We start from the raw sequence: 25,742 nt of genomic DNA on the forward strand, positions 1-25,742 counted from the left end.
ATCCGCTGATGCCGGGCCCTCGGTCTGCTCCTGCGGTTCGCCGCTACTCGGCGGCGAGGGCCGCGTCCACCCCCGCCCGGGGCGAGCCCAGGCCGGTGGTGAAGTCGTACCCGGGGCCCGCCGTGCACTGGGCCCCGCACCTGCCGTTGCTGCCCGAGACCACGTCGAACAGGGCGCTGCCCAGCCCGTAGACGGCCTTGTGCACGGTGTCGCCGTCGGCGCCGACCGCGGCCAGCGGCGCCTTGCCCGCCGCAGCCCGCAACTGGTCGGCCGAGGCCAGGATCCCGGCCCAGGACGGGGCCGAGAGGCTGGTGCCGCCGACCTGCATCCAGGTCGGGGTGCCCGAGGCGCTGGTGAAGACCGCGACCCCGGTCGCCGGGTCGGCCAGGAAGCTCACATCGGGCGTGCCGCGGAAGGCGGACGACTGGACGCCGTCCTGGTAGGCGGGGCGCTGCTCGAAGAAGCTCTGGCCGCCGCCGGTGGACCGCCAGGCGGTCTCCGGCGCGGTGAGGGCGCCGCCGGCGTCCAGGTGCAGGGTGGTGCCGCCGATGGCCAACGCGTAGCTGCTGGTGGCCGAGTAGCCGCTGGGCCAGCCCGCGTCACCGGTGGACTGGGTGCAGACCGCGGACGTCAGCGCGCAGTGCTGGTCGTAGTAGCCCTCCTCGGAGAACTCCGTCATCCCCCAGCTGTTGCTCACCACGGCGGGGTGCAGCGCCGCGGCGACGTCCACCGCGTGGTAGAGCGCGGCCGCACCGGCGTCGTCCGCCTCCACCAGGTCGATGGTGGCCTTCGGCGCCACGGCGTGGGCCCACTCGATGTCCAGTGCCTCCTCCTCGTTCCAGCCGGCGTCGACCGGTGGCTGCCCCGTTCCCGCATAGGACTGGTGGAAGGTGAAGCAGTCGTCGCCGGCCCCGGCCGAACCGCAGGTCTGCGGCAGGCCGAAGCGGGCGCTGAAGTGGTTGAGGTCGTCGGTCGCGGTGGCGTAGTGGTAGGCGTCGACGATGGCGATGGCCTGCCCCGCGCCGTCGCCCTTGAGTCCCAGGTGAGCGGTGATCTGGGCCGGCACATAGCCCTTCACCGGCTCGGCGGCGGTGTCGGCGGCGGTGGCCGCCGGGGTGACCGCGGTGCTGGAGTCGACGATGACGTTCGGGGTGGCCGTCCCGGTCCCGAGGGCCGGGTCGCTCACCCGGGTGTCGCCGCGGACGTTCTGCGACTGCCAGGGCACGGTTTCGGCCTGTGGCGCCGCCTGGGCCTTCAGGGTCGCCCCGGTGCCGGAGGCCGCGCTGGTGCCGGAGGCCGCGCCGGTGGCGGCTGCCGCCGTGCTGACCTGGTAGACCGAGATCCCGTGCCGGTAGGCGTCGGTGTCGTACCAGCCGAAGCCGCTGTTCTGCTGCAGCAGGTCGCTGAGCCGCATGTTCACGGTCAGGCCCACCACGTCGTCGCTGCCAGGGGTGAGTTGAACGGTCGTCAGGTTCTGCGCGTACAGCGCGAAGTCCTCAGCCGTGAACTCCGCGTACTCGCCGTCGAGGTCCGGCATCGCCGGGTCCCAGGTGAACAGCCCGCCCGATGCGGTGACCAGCGACTGGCCGCCCTGGACGGTTCGGACGAAGGCGCCCGAGCGCGGATCGAGGTTGAGGTTGACGTCGTAGGCGGCTCCGGTGGGCGGGAACACCGTCACCTCGTAGCTGTGCAGTTCGACCAGCCCGGTCGTCGGCGAGGAGACGAAGCCGTCGAAGGTCGACGCCCCGTCGGACACCTGGGAGGTGACCAGCGCGCCGGTACGGCTGTCGCGGATCTCCACCAGGTGGTCGTCGTTGAGGGACGCGCCGTTGCCGCCCCAGGCGAAGGCGACGCCGTGGCCGTCCGCGCCCGGGATGTCCTTGCTGAGGTAGACGCCGCCGTCGAGCGTGGCCGAGTCCGCATGCGGATCGTCGGGCTTCGCGGTCCACACGGCATGGCCGTCGGCCAGGTCCAGGCTCACCGCCGTCGGGTCGGCCGCACCGGTGCCGGAGCTGCGGGGCCTGCTGGAGGAGGTGATGGCGTGTCCGGCGCCGTCCAGCACCACATCGGCGAAGTTCACCGGGTCACCGCCGGGCCGGTAGCTCCACAGCCGGCTGCCGTCGGCCCGATAGGCCGTCACCGTGTCGGTGGGGACCAGCAGTTCACTGCCGCCGTCGGGCCGGGGCGCCACCGTGACCGAGCCGACCACGGCGCTGCCCAGGGAGATGGTGCTGCGGGTGCGTCCGGAGGCGAGGTCCAGTACCGCGACGCCGCCGGTGGCGGCGACCACCACCTGCTGGGCCCGGCCGTGCCCGAGCCGGGCCACCTGCAGCTGGTTGACCTGGCCGCTGACGGTCGCGGTCCAGAGGATCCGCGGCACCGCGTCCTTGAGGGTCCGGCCGTCGAGCGCGAAGACGCCGCGACTGGCGCCGCCGACCACCAGATCCTGGACACCGTCGTGGTTGACGTCGGCGGCGACGGCCGTGTAGGCGTCGCCGAGCAGCGGCCGGGCGGCCGCCTGTCCGCTGTGCGGGTCGACCTGATAGGCGGTCTCGTCGTAGCCGACGGTCAGTACGCCGCCCCGGTACGGGGTCAGCCCGTCGGCCGTGGCCACTGCGCCGTCCCGGCTCCAACGGACCTTCCCGGTACGGGAGTCGAGGCCGAGCAGTTGGGTGTGCTCCGGGCCCGCCGGGTGCTGCGGGGTGTCCGGCACCGGGTCGGAGACCGCGTCGACCACGGTGTCACCGCTGATCAGCAGCGCCCCGGTGGCGACGTAGGCCCCGCCCACGGTGCTGCTGTCGGTGCGGGTCCACAGGGTACGGCCCTTGCTGTCCCAGCCGGAGACGGTCCTGGACCCCTCGCTGAGGTCGGCGTTCAGGCCCTGCTCGGAGACCGCGTAGGCGAGGCCGCCGCGCGCGGGCGAGTCGGCGACCCGCAGCGCCACCGGGACGGTGTTGTCGCGGGTGGCCAGCACGCCGCGGCTGCCGTCGCCGAGGGAGAACGCGGCCAGGTCCCAACGCACCTCGTCCAGCGGGTCGTTCTGCTCGACGACCAGCAGCCGGTTCGCGTTGGGGTCCTTGATCAGCATCCGCGGGTACTCGGCCGTTTTTACGTCGTAGCCGACCTTGCCGGTACGCGCGTCCAGCAGCATCACATGGCCGTCGGCCGGGCGCGGGTCGCCCAGGCCCATCGGGGTGTCGGTCCAGGCCGCCGCGATCCGGTCGCCGCCGGCCGACTCGACGTCGGTCCAGTAGGCCCAGGGGGCGTTGGTGCTGTAGGTCCAGGCGACCGAGCCCTGCAGGGTTCCGTCGGCGCCCGGGGTCAGCTGAAGCGCGGTCAGCGAGGAGCGGCTGTCGCCCTGTTCGGCGACGGGGTTGCCGTACCAGTCGTAGCCGGTGCGGTTGGCGACGATCAGCCTGCCGTCCGCGACGGTCATGTTGCCGACGTAGCCGGGGAAGAGCTTGGAGTAGAGGGTGTGGCCGTCGCGGCCGTCCAGCACGGTGACGAAGGTGCCGCTGCTGAGCGTGGACCCGGCGACGGTGAAGGGACGGGCCGGGCTGGAGCCCACCGAGTAGGCCACCGCGATGTCGTCGGTGCCGTCGTGGTTGAAGTCGGCGCTGAGGTAGGGGTGCTGTCCGGTGGTGGACGGCTGGTAGGGGTTGTACCCGGCGTAGAGCTGCGGCAGGTACTCCTGCGACTGGTAGACGACCTTGTTCTTGACGCCCCAGTCGGCGTACAGCGAGTGGCTGGTGCGGTCCCAGACCCGGGCGCCGGACGCCGTCGACCTGGAGATCTCGCCCGCGGTGGAGACGCCGACCCAGTCGGCGGTGCCGCCCAGGGCCAGGGTGCGGACCACGCCCTGGGTGGTCTCCCAACTGCCCTCGTTCTGGAAGGTGGTGGCTCCGGCAGCGGCGACCGGAGCCGAGGCCGAGGAGGATGCCTGCGGTTTGGCTGTGGCAGCCGCAGCGGCTGTGGAGGCTGTGGAGTCCTTGGCGACCAGGGCTTCCTGGATCGCCGATCCGTCGGTCGACGGGGTGTAACGGGCGCTCAGCCGGGCCAGAGCGGCCGCGGTCAGCCGGACCGGCTTGCTGCCGTTGTCGGCGTGCGCCGTCACCGGTCCGGTGAGGGCGGCGCCGACCGCAAGGACGGCGGCGATCGCCGCCGTCCGTATGCCCTGTGCAGGCAATCTCATGTGCTTCCGTCTCTTCCGCTTGGTGCCGCTGCGTACAAGATGAACGGAATGGTGACAGCAGGAGCACGACAATGTGCAGATCAACTGGTGGCCGGTTGCGGCCACCCGCCGCTTCCGGCCACCTGCCGACACCGGCCGGCCGCCTGCTAGCGTGCCGCTCATGCTGGAGTCCGTCGGGTTGTCAGTCTTCGAGGAGCAGGTCTACCGGACGCTGCTGCAGACCGGTTCGACCACGGCGGTCGAGGTCGCCGCGGAGGTCGGCTGCAGCCTCCCCCGGGCCAGGGCCGCGCTGTCGGCGCTGGCCGCCGCGGGCGTCGCCGACCGGCTGCCGGGGCGTCCGGCCGGCTACAGCGCGGTCGATCCGCAGATCGGCCTGGCGGCGCTGATCCGGTCCCGGCGCTCCGAACTCGACCTGGCCACCCGCACCCTGGCCGGCTTCTCCGCCGACTACCACGAGCGGATGCTCAGCAAGGACCCGCACCGGCTGGTGGAACTGCTGGAGGGTCCGGCCCTGATCGGGGCGCGGCTGTCCGAACTGCTCGCGGCGGCCGAGCAGGAGGTGCTGGCCTTCGACACTCCGCCCTATGTGACGGCGGACCACACGGCGTCCCGGATCGAGCGCGATCTGCTGGAGCGCGGGGTGCGCGCCCGCGCGATCTATGCCTCCGAGGTCCTGCTGATTCCCGAACGGGTGGGCATGATGCAGGAGTTGGCGCAGCTGGGCGAGCAGGCCAGGGTGCTGCCCAGGGTGCCGATGAAGATGGTCGTGGTCGACGGCCGGAACGCGTTGATCCCGCTGACCGCGAGCGTCGACGGCATCAGGACCACCGCCGCCCTGGTGCACCGCTCCAGTCTGTGCGACGCACTGGTGGAGCTCTTCGAGACGCACTGGTCCATGGCCACCCCGGTGTTCGCCCCGGCGGGCGAGGACGCCCCCGAGGTCGCGGGGCGGCATCCGGAGGTCTCCCGCTCCGACCAGGACCTGCTGCACCTGCTGAACGCCGGCCTCAAGGACGACGCGATAGCGCGGCAACTGGGGCTCAGCGAGCGCACCCTGCGCCGCAGGATCACCGATCTGACGGTCCGACTGGGCGCCACCAGCCGCTTCCAGGCGGGCGCCCAGGCCACCCGACGCGGTTGGATCTGAGCAGACGGGACCCGCCCCCGCATCGGCATGCCGTGATTCTTTCGTGACTCGACTGACAGTCGGCCCGTGACCATGCATACTGGTTGGCATGTCAGCTGATGCTGATCGCCCGGCCCCGTCGCATCCCCCGTCGACGGGGCCGACGCATGTCCCGGCCCCCGAACGGCACCGCAAGCGTGTGGCGCCCCGCACCGGGCGTTGACGGGGCGCCACCAGCAGCATGGCATGTACGCGACCGATTAGGCCAGACACGAGCCCACCGAACCGGCGGATCCGTGCAGCGGCGCGCCGTTGCGGTCCGGAAGGGGAAGTAGCGGGGGCGGGTGGGATTGAATGGGTCCCCGTCAGGACGGGCGAGCGGACGGGGTGGCACGGTGGCGGACGGGGAGAGCTGGAAGGTGCAGCTGGACGGGGTTCCGGAGACGCTGCTGTGGAACCTCTACCACCGGGCCCACGAGGCGTCGCAGCCGCGGCCGGTGCTGGCGGACCCCAAGGCCGTCGAGCTGGTCGAGCGCATCGACTACCCGTTCCAGGAGACCTTCGGCCCCACCAACGACTGGCTGGCGCAGGGGCAGGCGCTGCGGGTGCGCAGCTTCGACCTCGCGGTGCGGTCGTTCCTGACCGAGCATCCGGACGGGACCGTGGTCGCGCTCGCGGAGGGGCTGGAGACGCAGTACTGGCGCGTCGACAACGGACGGGCCCGCTGGCTGTGCGTGGAACTGCCGGAGACGGCCGAGGTGCGCCGGTCGCTGCTGCCCGAGGAGGACCGGCAGCGCATCCTGGCCCGCTCGGCGCTGGACCTCTCCTGGCGCGACGAGGTCGACCCCTCCCGCCCGGTGCTGATCACCGCACAGGGCCTGCTGATGTATCTGCGGCCGCCGGAGGTACGGGAGTTGATCGCCGGCTGCGCCGAGCGCTTCGGCGGCGGCGCACTGGTCTTCGACGCCGTTCCGCGCTGGTTCAGCGCCCGCACCCTGCGCGGCGAGATGCGGACCACCGCGGGCAGCGGCTACACCACCCCGCCGATGCCCTGGGGGCTGGACGCCGGTGAGCTGCAGCGGGTCCGCACCGCCCACCCCGCCGTCGCCGAGGTCCGCGCCCTTCGGCTGCCGCGCGGCCGGGGGCTCTACTACGGCGCGGTGGCGCCGGTCCTGGGCCGCGTCCCCGCCGTCCGCAACCTGCGCCCGACGATGACCGCGATCGCCCGGTTCAGCTGACCCCTGTTACATCATTTTGTTTCACCCACGGACACCCGCGCCTCCGCCAGGTTCCGGAACCGGCCTTCCCGCGTCAGCTATTGACAGCACTCTGCCAACTGGTCTTTGCTCTGTTTCAGTTGGGTTCCAGAGGTGTTTCATTCTGTTTCAGGAACGTCGGGAAAGGAGCACTGTGTCCCGCATCAGGTTCATCTCCGCGTCGCTGGCGACGGCCGCGCTGTTCTCGGGGTCGGTCATGGCCCTGGGAGCCGCCCATGCCGCCACGGCGGCGGCAGCGACCGCCGTCTCGGTCTGGGAGACCACCGCAGACCAGAGCAAGCTGCTGGCCCCACAGGCCGGTGCGGCCTTCGCCACCGGGGCCGGAACGGCCAGTCAGACGATCACGGTCAACCCGTCCAGCACGTACCAGACCATGACCGGGTTCGGGGCCTCGCTGACCGACTCCTCGGCCTGGCTGATCGCCAACTCCCCGCAGCGCAACACCATCATGTCCAAACTGTTCGACCCCTCCGCGGGCATCGGACTGGACTTCCTGCGCCAGCCGATCGGGGCCTCGGACTTCGCCCGCTCGCTCTACAGCTACGACGACGTGGCAGCGGGGCAGACCGATACCGGCCTGTCGCAGTTCTCCATCGCCCACGACAACGCCTACATCATCCCGCTGCTGCAGCAGGCCCTGCAGCTCAACCCGTCCACCACGGTGATGGCCACCCCCTGGAGCGCCCCGGGCTGGATGAAGACCAGCGGCTCGATGATCGGAGGCACCCTCAACACCGCCGACTACCAGGCCTTCGCCAACTACCTGGTGAAGTTCCTGCAGGCCTACAAGGCGGCCGGGGTACCGGTGTCGCTGATCACCCCGCAGAACGAGCCCGAGTACTCGCCGTCCAACTACCCCGGCTCCACCTTCACCGCGAGCGCCGAGGCGACGCTGATCGCCAACTACCTGGGCCCGGCGATCAAGGCGGCCGGTCTCAGCACCGGCATCCTGGCCTACGACCACAACTGGGACGACACCACCTTCCCCTCCACGATCCTGGGCAACTCCGCCGCCGCGCAGTACACCGCCGGCGTGGCCTGGCACTGCTACGGGGGCGTCCCCAGCGCGCAGACCACCGTGCACAACTCCTTCCCGACCAAGGACACCTACTTCACCGAGTGCTCCGGCAGCCAGTCGGCCAACACCGCCAACACCTTCTCCGACTCGCTGGACTGGCAGACCGAGAACCTGATCATCGGCGCCACCCGCAACTGGGCCAAGTCCGTGGTCACCTGGAACATGGCGCTGGACCCCAGCGGCGGCCCGTCGATGAACTGCACCACCTGCACCGGGGTGGTCACCGTCAACAACAGCACCGGCAGCGCCGCCTACAACGCCGAGTACTACGTGCTCGGGCAGGCGAGCAAGTTCGTCAAGCCGGGCGCGGTGCGGCTGGACTCCAACACCTTCGGCAGCGGCAACGTGGAGGACGTCGCCTTCCGCAACCCGGACGGGTCGACCGCCCTGGTGGTGCTGAACTCCGACACCGCCAACGCCCACACCTTCAACGTCTCCGAGAGCGGGCAGTCCTTCAGCTACACCCTGCCGGCCAAGGCGGTGGCCACCTTCACCTGGCCCGCGCTCGGTACCGGCACCGGGACGGGCATCAGCTCCAGTGCCTGGTACCAGGTGGTGAACACCAACAGCGGCAAGTGCGTGGACGCCACCGGCGGCGCCACCGCCAACGGCACCGCCGTGCAGCAGTGGACCTGCGGCAGCGGCAACACCAACCAGCAGTGGCAGTTCCAGCCCACCGACAGCGGCTACTACAAGGTGGTCACCCGCAACGCGACCACCGTCGGCTGGGACGTGACCGGCGGCTCCGGGGCGACCGGGGACGGCGTCCCGATCCAGCTCTGGTCCTACGGCGGCGGGACCAACCAGCAGTGGCTGCCGGTCCAGCACGCGGACGGCAGCTACAGCTTCAGCCCGCGCAGCAGCACCGGCGAGTGCCTGGACGTCACCGGTGTCTCCACCGCGGACGGCGCCCGGCTGCAGCAGTGGAGCTGCACCGGCGGCACGGCCCAGAGCTTCACCCTCAGCGCCCAGGGCTGAGCCGCCCTGGGCTGAGCCGCCCGGGCGGCTGACCGGCACTAGAGTCGGGCCATGCGAATCTCGGTCTCCTCGGACATGAACGAGGGCGTGGCCCGACTGCTGGCGGTGGAACTGGAGCGGCGCGGGCACTCGGTGCTCCCGCACGGCGCGCTGCGTCCGGACGAGCGGGACGACTGGGCGTACTGCAGCGAGGCCGCGGCACGGGACGTGGCCGAGGGCCGGGCCGAGCAGGCCGTGGTCTGCTGCTGGACCGGGACCGGGGCGTCCATCGCCGCCAACAAGGTGCCCGGGGTCCGTGCGGCACTGTGCACCGACGCCTACACCGCCGGCGGAGCCCGCCGCTGGAACGACGCCAACGTCCTGGCCCTGAGCCTGCGGCTGACCTCCACCGCGCTGCTGACCGAGATCCTGGACGCCTGGTTCGACGCCGCCCCCAGCCAGGAACCCGACGACCGCGAGAACATCAGCCACATCACCGGCATCGAGCAGCAGCCCGCCGCCGCTCCCGGCCCGGCCGCCTTCGTGCTGATGCGCCAGGACGACAACGGCAACCGCTACGTCGTGGCCCGCTTCGCGGAGCACGCCGAGGCCGAGGCCGCCGCCGAGGAGTTCGAGTCCCGCGGCCACAAGCAGCTCTACTGGGTGCAGGCCGCCGACTCCTAGCCCCCGGCTAGCTCTGTTTGCCCAGGCCGGCGGCCACGTCCGGGACGTAGTGCTGTTCGTCGCGCGGGGGGCGCTGGTAGCCGCGGGAGGGCGGGCGTTCGGGGAACTCGATCGGCGTGGTGGGGATCTCCTCGTAGGGGATCGCGGAGAGCAGGTGCGAGATCATGTTGATCCGCGCGCTGCGCTTGTCGTCGCTCTCCACCACGTGCCAGCGGGCCTCGGGGATGTCGGTGTGGACGAACATCTCGTCCTTGGCCCGGGAGTAGTCCTCCCAACGGGTGATGGACTCCAGGTCCATCGGGGAGAGCTTCCAGCGGCGCATGGGGTCGTCCCGGCGGGCCCGGAACCGGCGCTCCTGCTCCTCCAGGCTGACCGAGAACCAGTACTTGAGCAGGTGGATGCCCTCCTCGGCCAGCCCCCGTTCGAAGATCGGGCACTGGTGCAGGAAGCGGTGGTACTCGTCCGGGGTGCAGAACCCCATCACCCGCTCGACCCCGGCCCGGTTGTACCAGCTGCGGTCGAACAGCACGATCTCCCCGGCCGCCGGCAGGTGCTCGATGTAGCGCTGGAAGTACCACTGGGTGCGCTGCCGCTCGGTGGGCGCGGGCAGGGCGGTGACCCTGGCGACGCGGGGGCTGAGGTGCTCGGTGACCCGCTTGATCGCACCCCCCTTGCCGGCGGCGTCGCGGCCCTCGAAGACCACCACCACCCGGGCCCCGGCGCTGCGGACCCATTCCTGAAGGACCACCAGTTCGGTCTGCAGCCGGAAGAGTTCACGCTCGTAGGGCTTCTTCTTGAGCCTGGTCTCCGCCACGCCTGGGGCACCCCTGTCCGCTCGCCGGTTCGACTGATCGTCACACCGTACGTCCGAACCGGGGGCCGTCGCCCGCATCGCCGCGCCCTTCGTTGCGCCGTTCGTTGCGACGATCGCCGCGCCGATCGTCGCGCCGGAGGACCCGCGGTCGTAGCCTTGAGGTGTGCAGGCTCACCGGCGCCACGTCCGCTACTTCGTCATGATGGGCGTCTGCATCGGGCTGTTCGTCATGGCGTGGGGAGTCGTGCGCTTCTACTCGGTCGGCGCCGCCATCGGCATGTGCGTGGTGGCGATGGTGATCCCGCCGGTCGCCGCGGTCCTGGCCAACTCCAGGGACCGCGACGACGACTGGTGGGACGACCCCCGCTGGGACGACCCGCGCTGGAACGACAAGGGTCACGACCGGGATGCGCCCGACCACGAGGAGCGACCCCCGCACCCCTGACCCCTGACCCCTGACCCTCTACTTGGCCAGCCGGCCCAGCAGGGCCGAGGCCGCGGAGATGCCCAGCACCGCGGCAAACGCCAGCACCGCGATGTCCGTGCCCAGGTGCGCCGGACTGCCGAGCAGCAGCCCGCGCAGCGCGTCCACCTGGTAGCTGAGCGGGTTGGCCTTGCTGACCGCCTGCAGCCAGCCGGGCATGATGCTGACCGGGTAGAGCGCGCTGGAGCTGAAGAACAGCGGCATGGTGATGGCCTGGCCGATCCCCATCAGCCGGTCCCGGGTGAGCACGATCCCGGCGATGGTCACCGACAGGCAGGAGAAGAACGCCCCGCCGAGCACGACCACCAGCACCACGCCGAGCAGCTTCAGCGGGTTCCAGGTCATGCCGACCCCCAGGATCGCCGCGAAGACGATCACCACCAGGGCCTGGATCACCGACTTCACCCCGGCCGCGAAGGCCTTCCCGGTGACCAGGGCGAACCGCGGGGTCGGGGTGACCAACAGCTTGGTGAGCACGCCGGCGTCCCGCTCCCAGATGATCTGGATGCCGTAGAAGATGGCGATGAACATCGCGGACTGGGCGATGATCCCGGGGGCCAGGAAGTCCAGGTAGGGGACGGAACCGGTGGGGATGGCGTGGATCCGGTTGAAGGTCTCGCCGAAGATCAGCAGCCACAGCGCGGGCTGCACCGCCCGGGTGTAGAGCTCGGTGCGGTCGTGGCGCAGCTTCTGCAGCTCCACGATGCACATCGCCAGGACCCGGGCCGGCACCAGCTGCCAGCCGGTACGGGCCCGCGGCGGCACCAGCAGCAGCGAGAGCGAGGCGGTCGATCCGGCGGCGGCCACGGCCCCGGCGGGGGCGGGCCCGGCTGGGGCCTCAGCCGACACGGGTGGCGGTACGGCGGGTACGGCGGACATCGCGGAAATCCTCTCCGTCGCTGGAGTCGGCGGACGACCCGCCGTGCAGGCCCTGGCCGGCGTGGTGGCGGAAGACGTCCTCCAGGGTGGGCGCCTCCAGCTCCCCGGCCAGGTCGGCCTTGAGCTGCTCGGGGGTGCCGAGGGCGCGGATCCGGCCCCGGTGCATCAGCGCGACCCGGTCGCAGTACTGCTCGGCCTCGTCCATGTAGTGGGTGGTGACCAGCACGGTCATCCCGGTGGCCTGCCGGATCTCGTCGATCCGGTCCCAGACGCTGGTGCGGGCGATCGGGTCCAGGCCGATCGTGGGTTCGTCCAGGATCAGCAGACGCGGGGCGCTGACCAGGGCCTGGGCCAGTTCCAGACGGCGGATCATGCCGCCGGAGTAGGTCCCCGCCAGGCGGTCTGCGGCCTCGGTGAGGGCCACCGCCTCCAGCGCCTCGGCGACCCTGGGGGCCCGCTCCCGGCGCGGCACATCGTAGACCCTGGCGAACAGCGAGACGTTCTCACGACCCGTCAGGCCGCCGTCCGCGGACAGCTGCTGGGGCACGTAGCCGAGCAGCCGGCGGACCGCCATCCGCTCCCTGGCGGTGTCGTGGCCGAAGACGGTGACCATCCCGGCCGGGACCGGGAGCAGCGTGGTGATGGCCCGGATCGCCGTGGTCTTGCCGGCTCCGTTGGGTCCGAGCAGGCCGAACACCTCACCGGTGCGCACGGTCAGGTCGAGGTTGTCCACCGCCCTGGTGGCGCCGAAGGCGTACTCCAGTCCGCTGCAGCGGACGGCCGCGGCGGCGCCCTCCGCAGCGGCTTCGTCGGTGGGTGGGTTCTCGGGCAGCCGTACGGTCATATCGCCTCCAGCTCGTCGTGCAGTCCTTCGGTGAGCCTGCGCAGCGCCGGCAGCGCTGCGGTCAGGGCCTTCCGGTCCTCCGCCGGGAGTCCGGCGACATGGCGGGTGATCAGTTCGCTGCGCCGGGCGTCCCACTCCCCCATCCGCTGCCGGGCCGCCTCGGTGACGGTCAGCTGCGCGGCCCTGCGGTCCCTGGGGTCCGGCCTGCGCTCCAGGTATCCGGCCGCCACCAGCTGGTTGACCAGGGTGGAGACCGAGTTGCCGGCCAGGTGCAGCTCCTTGGCCGCCGCGGCCACCCCGATCCCGGGCCGGCCCCGCACCAGGCGCAGCAGCTCCACCTGCGCGCCCCGCAGCCGCGCGGTGCCGAGATCGTGGCGCAGCCTGCGACGCATCAGCCGATGGATGCCCACGAGCAGCTCGGCGAGTTCGTTCGCGTCCTCGGCTTGATCGGTTCGATCGTGCTCGGCCATACCTGGATTTTACCTCCTTAGGAGAGGTAATTTTCCAGACCTTCCGCGATGATCAGACAGTTCTTACTTTTCTCACACAGCTGTCTCAGCACCGCCCACCAGGATCGGATGGTGCTGTCCGGTTCGACCCTGCCCCCGAAGGTGTCGATTCCGGCGCCGAGGTAAGGAGCAGCCCATGAAGGACGCCGAACCAGGAAGTCGTCTCACCCGGATCCGATCCGGGCGCAGGTCCCGACGCCGCATCGTGATGGGGATCACCGCCGGGATCATGGTCGGCGGCGGACTCGTCGTCGCGACGACGGGGACGGCGGGCGCGAGCGTCAATCTGCTCCGGTCCATCGACACGGCCAAGAAGGTCTCGTCGACCACGGCAGCGGCTGCTGGCACCGGCGCGAGTGCCGCCACCAGCGCCAGCCCGAGCGCCAGCCCGAGCGCCAGCGCCAGCGCGTCGGCGGGCAGCAGTGACAGCACGACCAGGAGCGCGAGCAAGGCCGCGACCACCAAGGCGGCATCCTCCGCTGCGACGGCCTCCGCGAGCGCCACCAAGTCCACCGCCGCGGCGCCGATCACCACCACCGGCCAGTCGGTCACGCTGACCAGCGACGAGCAGCCCAGCCAGGTCGGCGCGATCTTCTCCGGCAGCATCTCGGACGGCCACACCTGCACCGCCAGTGTGGTGGACAGCCCGGCCGGCGATCTGATCGTCACCGCCGCGCACTGCCTCAGCAGCGGCAGCAGCACCGCGACCTTCGTCCCCGGCTACCACGACGGCACCGCTCCGTACGGCGAGTGGAAGATCACCGACGTGATCGAGAGCTCGGCCTGGACCGACAACCAGTCCGAGGACGACGACGTGGCCTTCGCCGTGGTGCAGCCGCTGAACGGCAAGAGCCTGCAGTCCGTGGTCGGCGCCTACAGCCTGGACACCAGCGGGGTCACCGACACCACCGTGCAGATCACCGGCTACCCCTCCGACACCGACGAGCCGATCACCGGCACCTGCCTCAGCACCGCCTTCAGCTCCACCCAGTTGCAGGTCGCCTGCACCGGCTACCCGGGCGGCACCAGCGGCAGCGGCTGGCTGGAGAACTACGACGCCAGTACCGGGTCGGGCACCCTGATCGGTGTCATCGGCGGCTACCAGGAGGGCGGCGACACCGACGACGTCTCCTACGCGGCCCTGTTCGACGACTCCGTGCAGAGCCTGTACCAGCAGGCCGTGACGGCGGCGGCCAACGGCTGACCGGTCCGGGGGACGACGTCGCCGCAGGTCAACCGGCGATCCCCGGCTGCCCGGGCCCAGCGGCCTCATCCGCGGCCGGTACCCCGGCCAGCTCGCCGACCGCCTCGGCCAGCCACTGCACCCAGAACGTCTCCAGCGCGATCCCGGCCTTCAGCACCAGGTGGTGCAGCCGGTCGCCGCCGCCCGACCCGTCCGCCGGGAAGTCCCGCTGCTCGATCTCCAGGTACTCCTCCAACTGCCGCCGGTGCTCCGCCAGATGGCGCTGCAGCTCGACGTCCAGCCCGGCCGTCCCGACCACCGCGGCGGCCCGCAGCCGCAGCAGCAGCGGATCCCGGACCGGCTTGGGGTCCTGCCCCTCGGCGACCCAGCGCACCAGCTCGGCCCGGCCGTCCGGCAGCACCCGGTACTCCTTGCGCTGCCCCCGCGACGGCGGCTGCGGCACCGCCTCGATCAGGCCGCCCTGCTCCAGCTTCCCCAGCTCGCGGTAGATCTGCTGGTGCGTGGCCGACCAGAAGTAGCCGATGGACCGGTCGAACCGCCGGGTCAGTTCCAGACCCGAGGACGGCCGCTCCAGCAGGGCGGTCAGAATGGCGTGCGGCAGCGACATCGACGAGGGCTCTCCCGTGTTCCCGGCAGCTGCAGGGCGGCTGCCTACAGGGCGGCTGCCAGCGTGGTCCCCTGCAGTATGGCCCGCTTGGCGTCCAGCTCGGCGGCGACGTCCGCGCCGCCGATCAGATGCGCCCGGACCCCGGCCTCCAGCAGTGCCGCGTGCAGGTCCCGGCGCGGCTCCTGCCCGGTGCAGAGCACCACCGTGTCCACCGCCAGCACCTGCCGCTCGCCCTCGGCCGTCGTCAGGTGCAGGCCCTCGTCGTCGATCCGCTCGTAGGTCACCCCGGCGACCATGACCACGCCCCGGTGCTTCAGCTCGGTCCGGTGGATCCATCCGGTGGTCTTCCCCAGCCCGGCGCCCACCTTGCTGCTCTTGCGCTGCAGCAGGTACACGGTGCGCGGCGCGGTCCCGCGCTGCGGACTGCGCAGCCCGCCCCGCTCCCGGTACCCGGTGTCGATGCCCCAGGCCCGGTAGAAGTCACCGTCCTGATCGTGCGTCAGGAACTCGGCGACGTCGAACCCGATGCCGCCCGCCCCCAGCACCGCGACCCGCTCCCCCACCGGCGCGCCGTCCCGCAGCACGTCCAGGTAGCCCACCACGCTGGGGTGGTCCACCCCCTCGATCTCCGGAACCCTCGGCAGCACCCCGGTGGCCAGCACGATCTCGTCGAACGCGCCCTCCAGCAGCGTCCCGGCGCCGACCTCGGCGCCCAGCCGCAGCTCCACCTGACGCAGCGCCAGCTGGCTCCGGAAGTAGCGGACGGTCTCGTCGAACTCCTCCTTGCCCGGCACCCGCCGGGCGGTGTTCAACTGGCCGCCGATGTCCGCCGCGGCGTCGAACAGGGTCACCGCATGGCCGCGCTCGGCCGCCGACACCGCACAGGCCAGCCCGGCGGGCCCGGCCCCGACCACGGCGACCCGCTTGCGCGTCCGGGTCGGCGTGAGCACCAGCTCCGTCTCGTGGCAGGCCCGTGGATTGACCAGGCAGGAGGTGATCCGACCGCTGAAGGTGTGGTCCAGGCAGGCCTGGTTGCAGCCGATGCAGGTGTTCACCGTCTCGGCCCGCCCCTGCGCCGCCTTGGCGACGAACTCGGGATCGGCGAGCAGCGGACGCGCCAGCGACACCATGTCGGCGGCGCCGTCCGCGAGCAACTGCTCGGCCAGCTCCGGGGTGTTGATCCGGTTGCTGGTGACCAGCGGGATCCCGACCGACCCCATCAGCTTCTTCGTCACCCAGCCGAACGCCCCGCGCGGCACCGAGGTGGCGATGGTCGGGATGCGCGCCTCGTGCCAGCCGATCCCGGTGTTGATCAGCGTCGCCCCCGCCGCCTCGACCTCCTTGGCCAGTGTGGCCACCTCGTCGAACGTCGAGCCGCCGGGCACCAGGTCCAGCATCGACAGCCGGTAGACCAGGATGAAGTCGGCCCCCACCCGCTCACGCACCCGGCGCACGATCTCCACCGGGAAGCGGATCCGGTTCCGGTAGTCGCCGCCCCAGCGGTCCGTCCGCCGGTTGGTGCCGGCGGCGATGAACTCGTTGATCAGATACCCCTCCGAGCCCATCACCTCGACCCCGTCGTACCCGGCGAACCTCGCCAGCTCGGCGGCGCGGACGAAGTCCTCGATGGTCCGCTCGACCTCGTCCTCGCCGAGCGCACGCGGAGTGAAGGCGCTGATCGGCGCCTGCAGCGCGCTGGGGGCGACCAGGTCGGCGTGGTGGGCGTAGCGGCCGAAGTGCAGGATCTGCATGGCGATCCGGCTGCCCTCCCGGTGCACCGCCTCGGTGACCACCCGGTGCTGCTCCGCCTCCGCCTCGGTGGTCAGCTTCGCCCCGCCGGACCACGGCCGGCCCTCCTCGTTAGGCGCGATCCCCCCGGTGACCATCAGGCCGACCCCGCCCCGGGCCCGGGTCGCGTAGAACTCCGCCATCCGCTCGAACCCGCGCTCGGCCTCCTCCAGCCCGATGTGCATCGACCCCATCAGCACCCGGTTGGGCAGCGTGACGAAGCCCAGGTCCAACGGCTCCAGCAGATGGGGGTACGCGCTCATGTCCGAGCCTCCTCGCACGGTGGTGTCCGGCCACGGTAGACCGGACCGCCTCGCTTCTGCAACAAAGTGCATAACGGTTTTCGGATGCCCCGGCTGCCGGACCGTGCGAGTCTCGACCGGTCGACAAGTTCCCGCCGAGCGTTGGAGGCGCAGCATGACCGACCCGAACCGGCCCCTGGACGGGACGGTGGCCCTGGTCGCCGGCGGTACCCGGGGCGGCGGGCGCGGGATCGCGGTGGAGCTCGGCGCGGCCGGGGCCACCGTGTACGTGTCCGGCCGGAGCAGCACCGCGGGCCGCTCCGACCTCGACCGCCCGGAGACCGTCGAGCAGACCGCCGACCTGGTCACCGCCGCCGGAGGCACCGGCATCGCGGTCCGCACCGACCACAGCCGGCCGGACCAGGTCCGCGCGCTGGTCGAACGGATCTCCACCGAGCAGGACGGACGGCTGGACCTGCTGGTGAACTGCGTCTGGGGCGGCGACCCGCTCAGCGACTGGGAGCACCCGATCTGGGAGCAGGACCTCGACCAGGGCTTCCGGCTGCTGCGCCGGGCCGTGGACACCCACATCATCACCAGCCGCTACGCACTCCCACTGCTGGTCGCACGCCGCCGCGGCCTGGTCGTCGAGGTGACCGACGGGAACTCGGCCCGCTACCGCGGCTCGCTCTTCTACGACCTGGCGAAGTCCTCGGTGATCCGGCTGGCCGTGGCGCAGGCGGCGGAGCTGCGTCCGCACGGTGTCGCGGCCGTCGCGCTCACCCCGGGGTTCCTGCGCTCGGAGGCGATGCTGGACGGGCTCGGGGTGACCGAGGCGAACTGGCGCGACGGCGCGGCCAAGGACCCGCACTTCGCGCAGTCCGAGTCGCCCGCCTACCTCGGCCGCGCGGTGGCCGCGCTGGCCGCCGACCCGGACGTCATGGCCAGGACCGGCCGGGCGCTGGCCACCTGGGACCTCTCCAAGGACTACGGCTTCACCGACGCGGACGGCAGCCGACCCGACTTCGCCGCGTACTGGGCCGAGACGCTGGAACCGGAGTACGGCCCGATGGGTGAGGCGCTGTAGCAGGCACTGGCCGGTGGTGCGGCCGGCGGTGCGGTCGGCGCCGGAAGTCCGAACCTCTGGATTCGATCAAATCAGGTGGGATCGTGCGTACGGCTGGGCACCCTGATCCCACGCCGCACCGACGACCGGTCGGGGCGCCGTTCAGGGGGATGATCGTTCATGGTCTTCATCATTGTCGTCGGTGTCCTGGTCGGGCTCGCCTTCCTCAACTTCATCGTCAAGTCCATCGTGCGCGCCGGACGCCAGACGCGTCCGTACGCGGACACCCGCCGCACCCGGGGCGTGTGGGAGGACGGCACCACTCCGTACGGCATCGACACGGCTGTGCCGCCGCACGGCGGTCACCACGGCGGGGGTCACCACCACGGCGGTCACCACCAGCACCACGACATCGGCTCCACGCCCACCCACACCAGCCACGACATGGGCGGTGGCGGCCACCACCACGGCTGATCCGGCAGGTGCCTCAGCGCGGCTCGTTGGGGACGTACCCCAGATCGATCGGCTGCGCCGGCGGCCCCTCGCGGCGCAGGTCGGCCAGCAGCCGGACCAGCTGAGGGGGCCACAGCACCTCGGCGCAGTCGGCCAGTTCGTCCGGGGTCCACCAGCGGCAGGTCATGATGCCGTCGTGGGCGAAGGACTCGGTGAGATCGCCGATCGGGTCCCGGCGCGGGGCCGAGCCCAGGAAGATGACCTCGTGCTGGCGGGTGGGCACGCCCGACCGGGTGTAGTCGTGCTCCCAGATCCACAGCGCCGGGCCGGGGACCACGTCCGTCCAGCCGGTCTCCTCGACGGTCTCCCGCAGTGCGCCGGCGAGTTCGTCCTCGCCCGGGTGCAGGCCGCCGCCGGGGAGCACCCAGTGCGGCCCGACCTCGATGTCGTCGTGGAGCTGGAGGAACACCGCGCCCTCCGGGTCCAGCACCAGGATCCGGGCGGCGCGGCGGGAGATCCGCCCGCGCTCGTTCTCCTCGGTCTCGTCGCTCATCGCAGCACCCTATCGATCGCCCTGCGCAGCCGCAGGCCGTCCGGGGCCGCAGCGGTGACCAGCAGCGCCGGGGCTCCGGCGAGCGGGAGCAGCGCGGCCTCCGCCGCCCCCTCGGCGAGGAACCGGGCGGTGGCCGGCTTCTCGGTCAGGGACGGTTCGCAGAGCAGCAGTTGGCCGAGCGCCCGGTGCTCGGCCAGCACGGCGGGGCCGTCCCAGCCCGGGGCGCCCGGCCCGAGGTCGGTCTGCTGGTCCAGCACCGTCCGGCCGTCGTGACGCAGGGTCAGCCGGGCGGTGAGGCGGCCCGGGGCCTCGCCGCTCCGCCCGAGGACCTGCTCCTCGCGCAGCAGCAGCCGGGCGCCCGCCGCCAGCGTCACCCTGGTCGTCATCCGCAGCACGCTGCCCTGCGCGGCGATCACCGGCTCCGGCAGCCACTCCAACTCGCCGCCCTCGGCCACCGTCAGATCGAGGTCGTAGTGCGCCGGCGCCGGAATCCGTCCCGGCAGGCTGACCGTGGCGGCGGCGCTGGTGACCCGCAGTCGGGCCCCGGCCGCGACGGCGACCTCGATCCGCAGCCGGTCCCCGCCGAGCGGGGCGGCCATCGCACCGACGATCGTCACCTGGGCCGCGCCGCCGCCCTCCGGGTGCGAGGTGCGCCGCAGCGCCAGCGGTCCGTCCCCGGTGAGCAGGGGCAGCGCGGTGCCGCCGCGGCCGTCCGGCTCGGCCGCGATCCGCGCCACGGCCCGCACCGACGAAGCGCCGACCGGGGCACCGCCACCGCTCACTTGGTCCACTCGAGCAGCCTGCCGCGGACCCACTCGGCGATCGGGGCGACGCCGTCCGCCGCCGCGAGCGAGCAGAACACCACCGGCAGGTCGCCACGCTGCGCCCTGGCGTCGCGGTCCATCACCCCCAGGTCGGCGCCGACCAGCGGGGCCAGGTCGGTCTTGTTGATGACCAGCAGGTCGGAGGTGGAGACCCCGGGGCCGCCCTTGCGGGGGATCTTGTCGCCGCCGGAGACGTCGATGACAAAGATCTGGTAGTCGACCAGCCCCTTGCTGAAGGTCGCGGTGAGGTTGTCGCCGCCGCTCTCGACCAGCACCAGGTCCAGCGGCCCGACCTCGTCCTCCAGGTCCTCGACCGCCTCCAGGTTGGCGGAGATGTCGTCGCGGATGGCGGTGTGCGGGCAGCAGCCGGTCTCCACCGCGGTGATCCGCTCCGGCGGCAGGACCGCGTTGCGCAGCAGGAACTCGGCGTCCTCGGTGGTGTAGATGTCATTGGTGACGACGGCCAGCGAGAGCTCGTCGCGCAGCACCCGGCACAGCGCGGCGACGGTCGCGGTCTTGCCGGAACCGACGGGTCCGCCGAGGCCGATCCGCAGGGCGCGGCGGCGGCCGTCGGCGCGCAGCGGCTCCACCCCGGGCAGCGGGGCGGGGAGGTCGTGGTCACGATGCATGGTCGGTCTCCTCTGTGAAGAAGGGTCAGGAGGCGAAGAGGCGCACGGCCCAGCCGGCGTGCTGTTCGGCGTAGAGGTCCAGCAGCGGGGCCGAGGCGGCGGGGAGGGCGTCGAGGTCCCCGGTCGCCCCGGCCTCGGCCGCCGCCTCGCCGGCCCGCGCCGCGACCTCGGCGAGTTCCGCGGTCAGCCCGGCCAGGACCGCGGTGGCCCGGAACGGGTCGAGTCCCAGCAGCCGCACGCATGCGGTGACCGGCCCCGAGACGCTCTCGTAGGCCGCGGCCGACGCGGCGTCGGCCGGGGTGAGACCCGCCGCCGCCGCGGTGAGGCCGAGGACCACCGGCTGGTGCACCCCGCGCGGCCGTTCCGCCGCCAGCCGCTCCAACGCCGCATCGGGCCAGACCGTCCGGGCGGCGCGGATCAGCTGCCGGCCCAGGCGGCGCGAGGCGGCCCGCAGCGCCGGGGAGGGCATCCGGGCGTCCGCGGCGCCGTCCAGGTCCAGCGGGTCGATCCGGCCGCCGGCCGCCGCGGCGAGCGCGGCGGCGGTCAGTCCGGCGGTGTGCAGCCGTCCGGCGCAGAACGCCGCGAGGCCGGCGCTGTCCCGGATCCGCCCGGCCTTGACGGCGGCCTCGGCACCGCCCGAGTGGGCGTGGCCGCCGGCCGGGAAGCGTCCGTCGGCGAGGACCAGGAGGGCTGGGTTCATCATGCGGGCACCTGTCGCCGTCGCTCGTCAGAACAGGAAGTAGCGCTGGGCCATGGGAAGTTCGGCCGCCGGCTGCGGCTCCACCACCTCGCCGTCGATGCGGACGGTGAAGGTGTCCGGTTCGACGGTGACCTCCGGTCTGGCCGTGTTCTCGTGCAGGTGGTCCTTGGTGACGCCGCGGGTGTTGCGGGTCGCCGTGAACGTCTTGCCGATGCCCAGTTCCTCGGCGAGCCGCTCCGGCAGCTGGTCGTCGAGGGCGGACTGGGTGACGAAGTTGAGCGAGTTGGCGGCCGGGGCACGGCCGATGGCGCCGAACATGGGCCTCGGCAGCACCGGTTGCGGGGTGGGGATGGAGGCGTTGGCGTCGCCCATCTGGGCCCAGGCGATCTGACCGCCCTTGACCACCAGATCGGGCTTGACGCCGAAGAACGCGGGGTTCCACAGCACCAGGTCGGCCAGCTTCCCGGCCTCCACCGAGCCGATCTCGCCGTCCAGCCCCTGCGCCACCGCCGGGTTGATGGTGTACTTCGCGACATAGCGCCGGGCCCGCCGGTTGTCGGCGCGGCCGTCGCCGGGGAGCGAGCCGCGACGGCGCTTCATCACATGGGCGGTCTGCCAGGTCCGCATGATCACCTCGCCGACCCGGCCCATGGCCTGGGAGTCGGAGCTGATGATCGAGATCGCGCCCAGGTCGTGCAGGAAGTCCTCGGCGGCGATGGTCGAGGGACGGATCCGGGACTCGGCGAAGGCCAGGTCCTCGGGCACGCTGGGGCTGAGGTGGTGACAGACCATCAGCATGTCCAGGTGCTCGTCCACGGTGTTGCGGGTGTGCGGACGGGTCGGATTGGTCGAGCTGGGCAGGACGTTGAGCTGCGAGACCACGGTGATGATGTCCGGGGCGTGCCCGCCCCCGGCGCCCTCGGTGTGGTACGCGTGCACCCCGCGGCCGGCGATGGCCGCCAGGGTGTCCTGGACGAACCCGGCCTCGTTCAGGGTGTCGGTGTGGATGGCGAGTTGGGCGCCGGACTCCTCGCAGACCCGCAGACAGGCGTCGATGGCGGCCGGGGTGGAGCCCCAGTCCTCATGGATCTTGAAGCCCAGCGCGCCGGCCCGCAGCTGCGCGCGCATGGACTCGGTGGAGACGGTGTTGCCCTTGCCCAGCAGCCCGAAGTTGACCGGGTACTGCTCGGCCGCCGCGAACATCCGCGCCAGGTGCCAGCTGCCGGGGGTGATGGTGGTGGCCTTGCTGCCCTCGGCCGGTCCGGTGCCGCCGCCGAGGAGCGTGGTGACGCCGCTGGCCAGGGCCTCCTCGAAGATCTGCGGGCAGATCAGATGGACGTGCGCGTCCACCGCACCGGCGGTGAGGATCCTGCCGTTGCCCGCGATCACCTCGGTGTCCGGGCCGATCACCAGGTCGGGGTGGACCCCGTCCATGGTCTCCGGGTTCCCGGCCTTGCCCAGTGCGGTGATCCGTCCGTCGCGGATGCCCACGTCGGCCTTGACGATGCCCCAGTGGTCCAGCACCACCGCGCCGGTGATGACCGTGTCGGGGGTGCCCTCGGCCCGCGAGGCGCGGGACTGGCCCATGGACTCGCGGATCACCTTGCCGCCGCCGAACACCGCCTCGTCGCCGCCGGCGCTCAGGTCCTGCTCGACCTCGATCAGCAGATCGGTGTCGGCCAGCCGGATCCGGTCCCCGGTGGTCGGCCCGAAGAGCTGCGCGTAGCGGCGCCGGGTCAGCGTCAACGCGGCGGCCGGGCGTGGTGCGGTCGGGTCAGTCATCGAGGCTCCCCTTCGTCTCGCCGCGCAGGCCCAGCACCTCGCGGCGCCCGCCCAGCGGGATCAGCTCGACCTCGGCCGGAATGCCGGGCTCGAAGCGCACGGCCGTGCCGGCCGGGATGTTCAACCGCTGCCCGCGGGCGGCCGCGCGGTCGAAGGACAGCCCCGGATTGGCCTCGGCGAAGTGGTAGTGCGATCCGACCTGGATCGGCCGGTCGGCGGCGTTGACCACGGCCAGCACGGTGACCTCACGGCCCAGGTTCAGCTCGATGTCGCCGCTGCCGAGCAGGATCTCACCGGGGATCAGGGGCGCGTCGGCGGCGCTGCGTTCGGCGCCGGTGCGGTCCGCGCTCATGCGATCGGCTCGTGCACGGTGACCAGCTTGGTGCCGTCCGGGAAGGTCGCCTCGACCTGGACGTCGTGGATCATCTCCGGGATGCCCTCCATGACGTCCTCCCGGGTGAGCACCTTGCGCCCCGACTCCATCAACTCGGCGACGGTGCGCCCGTCCCGCGCGCCTTCCAGGACGTGCACGGTGAGGATGGCGACGGTCTCCGGATGGTTCAACCGCAGCCCGCGTTCGCGCCGGGCCCGGGCCACGTCGGCGGCCACATGGATGAGCAGGCGTTCCTGCTCGTGCGGGGTCAGTCTCATCGGCGTACACCTCTTGCGGGGCGTCCCATGCATGCTGCCTGGGGAGTGGGACGCGGGCACGCCCTTGTGCCGCGGAATGAGCCGACGACCCCACCCGGTGCGCAGCGGGGGTACCGGCCGCGGACGGCGTCGCACACGGGCCGCACTGCCCGCCGCCGCCACGGCCGATCCGCGCCCGTGGCCTGGATCGTGTGCCGACACGTTAGCGGAACGAAAGGGTTTCCGGTGAGGGGGCGCGTCACACGGAGGCGTTCTGCCGGGGCCGGCACAGCCAAGGCGTGCGCACGCCAAGTCGTCCGCAAAAGCGGAACCCGGACGGCCGGAATATGAGGCTCCGTCATTTGTCGCCCCGTTCGGACGGACGAGAACCGGACACGCAGAATGGCGCATCATCACCCCTCGCACTCCGCATTACCGTTGACATCAGTGCAGGTCAGTCGGTACTTCCGGGAACAGTGTGATTTTTGCCAACTCCCCTGAACAATCCCAATAAATGATCGTCAGAGCGCTGATCGTTCATGTTGTGGACGCATAGGAAACGCAAAGTGACAAGAGTCACAGATATCCGTTGGATCGTGAAGATCCCATAAAAACGTGCCAATACTGTCGGCCGAACGGAGAAGTCCTCGCCGCCGTGGCGAGGCGGTCCGGCCGGACGCCGAGTCTCGCCACCGGTCGGACGCCAGGTGCCCACACACCTGACAGGCGAGAGCGGGAGACCCGATCAGGGCGGGACGGCTCGACCGTCCCTTGGGGTGAAGCCGCCGCGTGAACCCACGCGGCGGACGGGCAGCTTTCGGAGCCCGAACCCGACAGGGAGACCTTTCGTAGGCGGTTCCGGAAGGAAACGCATGACTGCGTCCGTGCTCAACCATGCCCCCAACCGCCGCTGGCGGGCCGGCGTCACCACCGCGCTCACCGTCGCCGCCTTCGCCGGCAGCACCCTGCTGGCGAGCAGTCCCGCCGACGCCGCCACGATCGAGGCCAAGGCACTGAACATCGCCGCGTCCAAGCACGGCGACCCCTACCGCTACGGCGCCGCGGGACCCAACCGGTTCGACTGCTCCGGTCTGACGTACTACTCCTTCAAGCACGCGGGCAAGTCCCTGCCCCGTACCGCGCAGGCCCAGTACAACAGCGTCCAGCACATCTCCAAGGCCGCCCTGCGCCCCGGGGACCTGGTCTTCTTCCACTCCGGCGGCTCGGTCTACCATGTCGGCATCTACGCCGGCGGCGGCAGGATCTGGCACGCCCCCTACACCGGCTCCTACGTGAAGCTGGAGAAGATCTGGACCAGCGCGGTCTGGTACGGCCGCATCCGCTGACAGCCGGTCCGAACCGAGGCGTCCGGACCGGCCCGTCCGCTACTCGCCGGGGTAGCGGACGCCGATCCGCTCGCGGGCCGCGTCCAGGACCTCCATCACCTCGACGGTGTCCTGCCAGGTCACCAGGGGGCTCTCGACCAGCCCGGCACGCAGGCAGCGCATCGCCTCCTCCGCCTCGTGGGCGAAGCCGATGCCGGTGACCGGCAGGTTGAACTCCTCCGGCCGGTCGTCGTCACCCCCGTTGCGGTAGAGGGTGAACGAGTCCGGCCGCAGGAACAGCGGCGGTACCTCGATCCGTCCGAGGGATCCGCCGACATAGGCGCGGCCGGGGCTGCTGGCGACGATGCCGCAGCTCAGCGTCGCCAGCGCGCCGGAGTCGTAGCCGAGCACCAGCCCGGTGTTGAGGTCCACCCCCTCCGGGGAGATCGAGGCGTGGGCCGCGACGGTGTCGGGCTTGCCCAGCAGCAGGTGCGCGAAGGAGACCGGGTAGACGCCCAGGTCCAGCAGGGCTCCCCCGCCCAGCTCCGGATTGCGCAGCCGGTGTAGCGGGTCGGTCGGGCCGGGGAAGCCGAAGTCGGCGTGCACGATGCCGACCTCGCCGATGGCGCCGTCCGCGATCAGGTCGAGCATCTTCCTGATCGCCGGGTTGCAGCGCATCCACATGCCCTCCATGAGGAACACCCCGCGCTTGCGGGCGAGCTCCACCAGCGCCCGGGAGTCCGCGGCGTTGAGGGTGAACGGCTTCTCGCACAGCACGGCGCGCCCGGCCTCCAGGCAGAGCGCGGTCGCCTCGTAGTGGGCCTGGTGCGGGGTGGCGACATAGATGATGTCCACCTCGTCGTCCGCGGCGAGCTCGGCCCAACTGCCGTGCGCACGCGGGATGTCGAAGCGGTCGGCGAAGGCCCGGGCGGAGGCCTCGGTACGCGAGCCGACCGCCACGAGCTCGGCGTCGGGGAGCAGCTTCAGGTCATGGGCGAAGTCGGCGGCGATGCCGCCGGTGGCCAGGATGCCCCAGCGAATGGTGTCGGTCATGGGCCTATCCCACCTCGCTGACCTGCCACTCGTCCAGGGGCG

General features: G+C 71.9%; 23 protein-coding genes and 1 pseudogene. 9 read left to right on the plus strand and 15 right to left on the minus strand.

Features of this window, described 5'->3' with window-relative positions:
- Positions 1-43: 43 nt before the first annotated feature.
- The gene (locus ABUW04_RS21820) at positions 44-4,192 is read right to left on the minus strand and encodes a hypothetical protein (protein ID WP_380566304.1); all 4,149 of its coding nucleotides are present in this window, start codon (positions 4,190-4,192) and stop codon (positions 44-46) included.
- Between the two features lie 160 nt (positions 4,193-4,352).
- On the opposite strand from ABUW04_RS21820, the gene ABUW04_RS21825 reads away from it, so the two are divergent.
- The 4 genes and pseudogenes from ABUW04_RS21825 to ABUW04_RS21840 form a co-directional block, all read left to right on the plus strand.
- The gene (locus tag ABUW04_RS21825; RefSeq protein WP_380566305.1) at positions 4,353-5,339 is read left to right on the plus strand and encodes a helix-turn-helix domain-containing protein; all 987 of its coding nucleotides are present in this window, start codon (positions 4,353-4,355) and stop codon (positions 5,337-5,339) included.
- A 374-nt stretch (positions 5,340-5,713) separates the two neighbouring features.
- The gene (locus ABUW04_RS21830; RefSeq protein ID WP_380566306.1) at positions 5,714-6,556 is read left to right on the plus strand and encodes a class I SAM-dependent methyltransferase; all 843 of its coding nucleotides are present in this window, start codon (positions 5,714-5,716) and stop codon (positions 6,554-6,556) included.
- Between the two features lie 172 nt (positions 6,557-6,728).
- Complete coding sequence (locus ABUW04_RS21835) at positions 6,729-8,651, plus strand: RICIN domain-containing protein (protein WP_380566307.1); 1,923 nt, start codon at positions 6,729-6,731, stop codon at positions 8,649-8,651.
- Positions 8,652-8,702: 51 nt separating this feature from the next.
- A pseudogene (locus tag ABUW04_RS21840) lies at positions 8,703-9,137 on the plus strand (RpiB/LacA/LacB family sugar-phosphate isomerase); the annotation flags it as partial.
- A gap of 184 nt (positions 9,138-9,321) precedes the next feature.
- On the opposite strand, the gene ppk2 reads toward ABUW04_RS21840, so the two are convergent.
- Entirely contained in the window at positions 9,322-10,128 is an 807-nt protein-coding gene (gene ppk2 / locus ABUW04_RS21845; protein ID WP_380566308.1) for a polyphosphate kinase 2, read from the minus strand.
- A gap of 163 nt (positions 10,129-10,291) precedes the next feature.
- On the opposite strand from ppk2, the gene ABUW04_RS21850 reads away from it, so the two are divergent.
- A complete protein-coding gene (locus tag ABUW04_RS21850; RefSeq protein ID WP_037597310.1) occupies positions 10,292-10,573 on the plus strand; it encodes a DUF3099 domain-containing protein in 282 nt (93 codons plus the stop codon).
- Positions 10,574-10,591: 18 nt separating this feature from the next.
- On the opposite strand, the gene ABUW04_RS21855 is transcribed toward ABUW04_RS21850, so the two are convergent.
- The 3 genes from ABUW04_RS21855 to ABUW04_RS21865 are packed head-to-tail and all read right to left on the minus strand — an operon-like array spanning position 10,592 to position 12,805.
- Complete coding sequence (locus ABUW04_RS21855) at positions 10,592-11,491, minus strand: ABC transporter permease (protein ID WP_380566309.1); 900 nt, start codon at positions 11,489-11,491, stop codon at positions 10,592-10,594.
- Positions 11,451-12,335, minus strand: coding sequence for an ABC transporter ATP-binding protein (locus ABUW04_RS21860; protein ID WP_380566310.1), 885 nt, complete (start codon positions 12,333-12,335; stop codon positions 11,451-11,453). The genes ABUW04_RS21855 and ABUW04_RS21860 overlap by 41 nt, the downstream gene beginning before the upstream one ends.
- On the minus strand, positions 12,332-12,805 hold the full coding sequence (locus ABUW04_RS21865; RefSeq protein WP_380566311.1) for a MarR family winged helix-turn-helix transcriptional regulator: 474 nt from the start codon (positions 12,803-12,805) through the stop codon (positions 12,332-12,334). The genes ABUW04_RS21860 and ABUW04_RS21865 overlap by 4 nt, the downstream gene beginning before the upstream one ends.
- 175 nt (positions 12,806-12,980) lie before the next feature.
- Between ABUW04_RS21865 and ABUW04_RS21870 the strand changes: the two genes are divergently transcribed.
- Positions 12,981-14,048: a trypsin-like serine peptidase gene (locus ABUW04_RS21870; RefSeq protein WP_380566312.1), complete on the plus strand. Its 1,068-nt coding sequence runs from the start codon at positions 12,981-12,983 to the stop codon at positions 14,046-14,048.
- A 28-nt stretch (positions 14,049-14,076) separates the two neighbouring features.
- Here ABUW04_RS21870 and ABUW04_RS21875 read toward each other — a convergent pair whose 3' ends face one another.
- Together ABUW04_RS21875 and ABUW04_RS21880 are read right to left on the minus strand one after the other, a co-directional pair.
- Entirely contained in the window at positions 14,077-14,655 is a 579-nt protein-coding gene (locus ABUW04_RS21875; protein ID WP_380566313.1) for a PadR family transcriptional regulator, read from the minus strand.
- A 44-nt stretch (positions 14,656-14,699) separates the two neighbouring features.
- Complete coding sequence (locus ABUW04_RS21880) at positions 14,700-16,706, minus strand: oxidoreductase (protein ID WP_380566314.1); 2,007 nt, start codon at positions 16,704-16,706, stop codon at positions 14,700-14,702.
- Between the two features lie 154 nt (positions 16,707-16,860).
- Between ABUW04_RS21880 and ABUW04_RS21885 the strand changes: the two genes are divergently transcribed.
- Both ABUW04_RS21885 and ABUW04_RS21890 read left to right on the plus strand, forming a co-directional pair.
- Positions 16,861-17,772: an SDR family oxidoreductase gene (locus tag ABUW04_RS21885; protein ID WP_380566315.1), complete on the plus strand. Its 912-nt coding sequence runs from the start codon at positions 16,861-16,863 to the stop codon at positions 17,770-17,772.
- 159 nt (positions 17,773-17,931) lie between these two features.
- Positions 17,932-18,225: a hypothetical protein gene (locus tag ABUW04_RS21890; RefSeq protein WP_380566316.1), complete on the plus strand. Its 294-nt coding sequence runs from the start codon at positions 17,932-17,934 to the stop codon at positions 18,223-18,225.
- Between the two features lie 13 nt (positions 18,226-18,238).
- On the opposite strand, the gene ABUW04_RS21895 is transcribed toward ABUW04_RS21890, so the two are convergent.
- The 7 genes from ABUW04_RS21895 to ABUW04_RS21925 are packed head-to-tail and all read right to left on the minus strand — an operon-like array spanning position 18,239 to position 23,343.
- Positions 18,239-18,757 carry an NUDIX domain-containing protein gene (locus tag ABUW04_RS21895; protein ID WP_380566317.1) on the minus strand — a complete coding sequence of 173 codons (519 nt, stop codon included), beginning with the start codon at positions 18,755-18,757 and terminating at the stop codon, positions 18,239-18,241.
- Positions 18,754-19,548 carry an urease accessory protein UreD gene (locus ABUW04_RS21900; RefSeq protein WP_380566319.1) on the minus strand — a complete coding sequence of 265 codons (795 nt, stop codon included), beginning with the start codon at positions 19,546-19,548 and terminating at the stop codon, positions 18,754-18,756. Before ABUW04_RS21900 ends, ABUW04_RS21895 begins: the two co-directional genes overlap by 4 nt.
- Positions 19,536-20,210, minus strand: coding sequence for an urease accessory protein UreG (gene ureG, locus ABUW04_RS21905; protein WP_380566320.1), 675 nt, complete (start codon positions 20,208-20,210; stop codon positions 19,536-19,538). Before ureG ends, ABUW04_RS21900 begins: the two co-directional genes overlap by 13 nt.
- Positions 20,211-20,235: 25 nt before the next feature.
- Positions 20,236-20,913: an urease accessory protein UreF gene (locus ABUW04_RS21910; RefSeq protein ID WP_380566321.1), complete on the minus strand. Its 678-nt coding sequence runs from the start codon at positions 20,911-20,913 to the stop codon at positions 20,236-20,238.
- 24 nt (positions 20,914-20,937) lie between these two features.
- Positions 20,938-22,692, minus strand: coding sequence for an urease subunit alpha (locus ABUW04_RS21915; RefSeq protein WP_380566322.1), 1,755 nt, complete (start codon positions 22,690-22,692; stop codon positions 20,938-20,940).
- Positions 22,685-22,996, minus strand: coding sequence for an urease subunit beta (locus ABUW04_RS21920; protein WP_380566371.1), 312 nt, complete (start codon positions 22,994-22,996; stop codon positions 22,685-22,687). Before ABUW04_RS21920 ends, ABUW04_RS21915 begins: the two co-directional genes overlap by 8 nt.
- A gap of 44 nt (positions 22,997-23,040) precedes the next feature.
- On the minus strand, positions 23,041-23,343 hold the full coding sequence (locus ABUW04_RS21925; protein WP_030262098.1) for an urease subunit gamma: 303 nt from the start codon (positions 23,341-23,343) through the stop codon (positions 23,041-23,043).
- A gap of 851 nt (positions 23,344-24,194) precedes the next feature.
- Between ABUW04_RS21925 and ABUW04_RS21930 the strand changes: the two genes are divergently transcribed.
- Entirely contained in the window at positions 24,195-24,668 is a 474-nt protein-coding gene (locus tag ABUW04_RS21930; protein WP_380566323.1) for a C40 family peptidase, read from the plus strand.
- Between the two features lie 39 nt (positions 24,669-24,707).
- Here the strand turns inward: ABUW04_RS21930 and ABUW04_RS21935 are convergent, their stop codons facing one another.
- Positions 24,708-25,700: a Gfo/Idh/MocA family protein gene (locus ABUW04_RS21935; protein ID WP_380566324.1), complete on the minus strand. Its 993-nt coding sequence runs from the start codon at positions 25,698-25,700 to the stop codon at positions 24,708-24,710.
- Between the last annotated feature and the right edge of the window lie 42 nt (positions 25,701-25,742).

This window comes from Streptacidiphilus jeojiensis, assembly GCF_042510965.1.
In the GTDB taxonomy this organism is placed as follows: Bacteria; Actinomycetota; Actinomycetes; order Streptomycetales; family Streptomycetaceae; genus Streptacidiphilus; species Streptacidiphilus jeojiensis.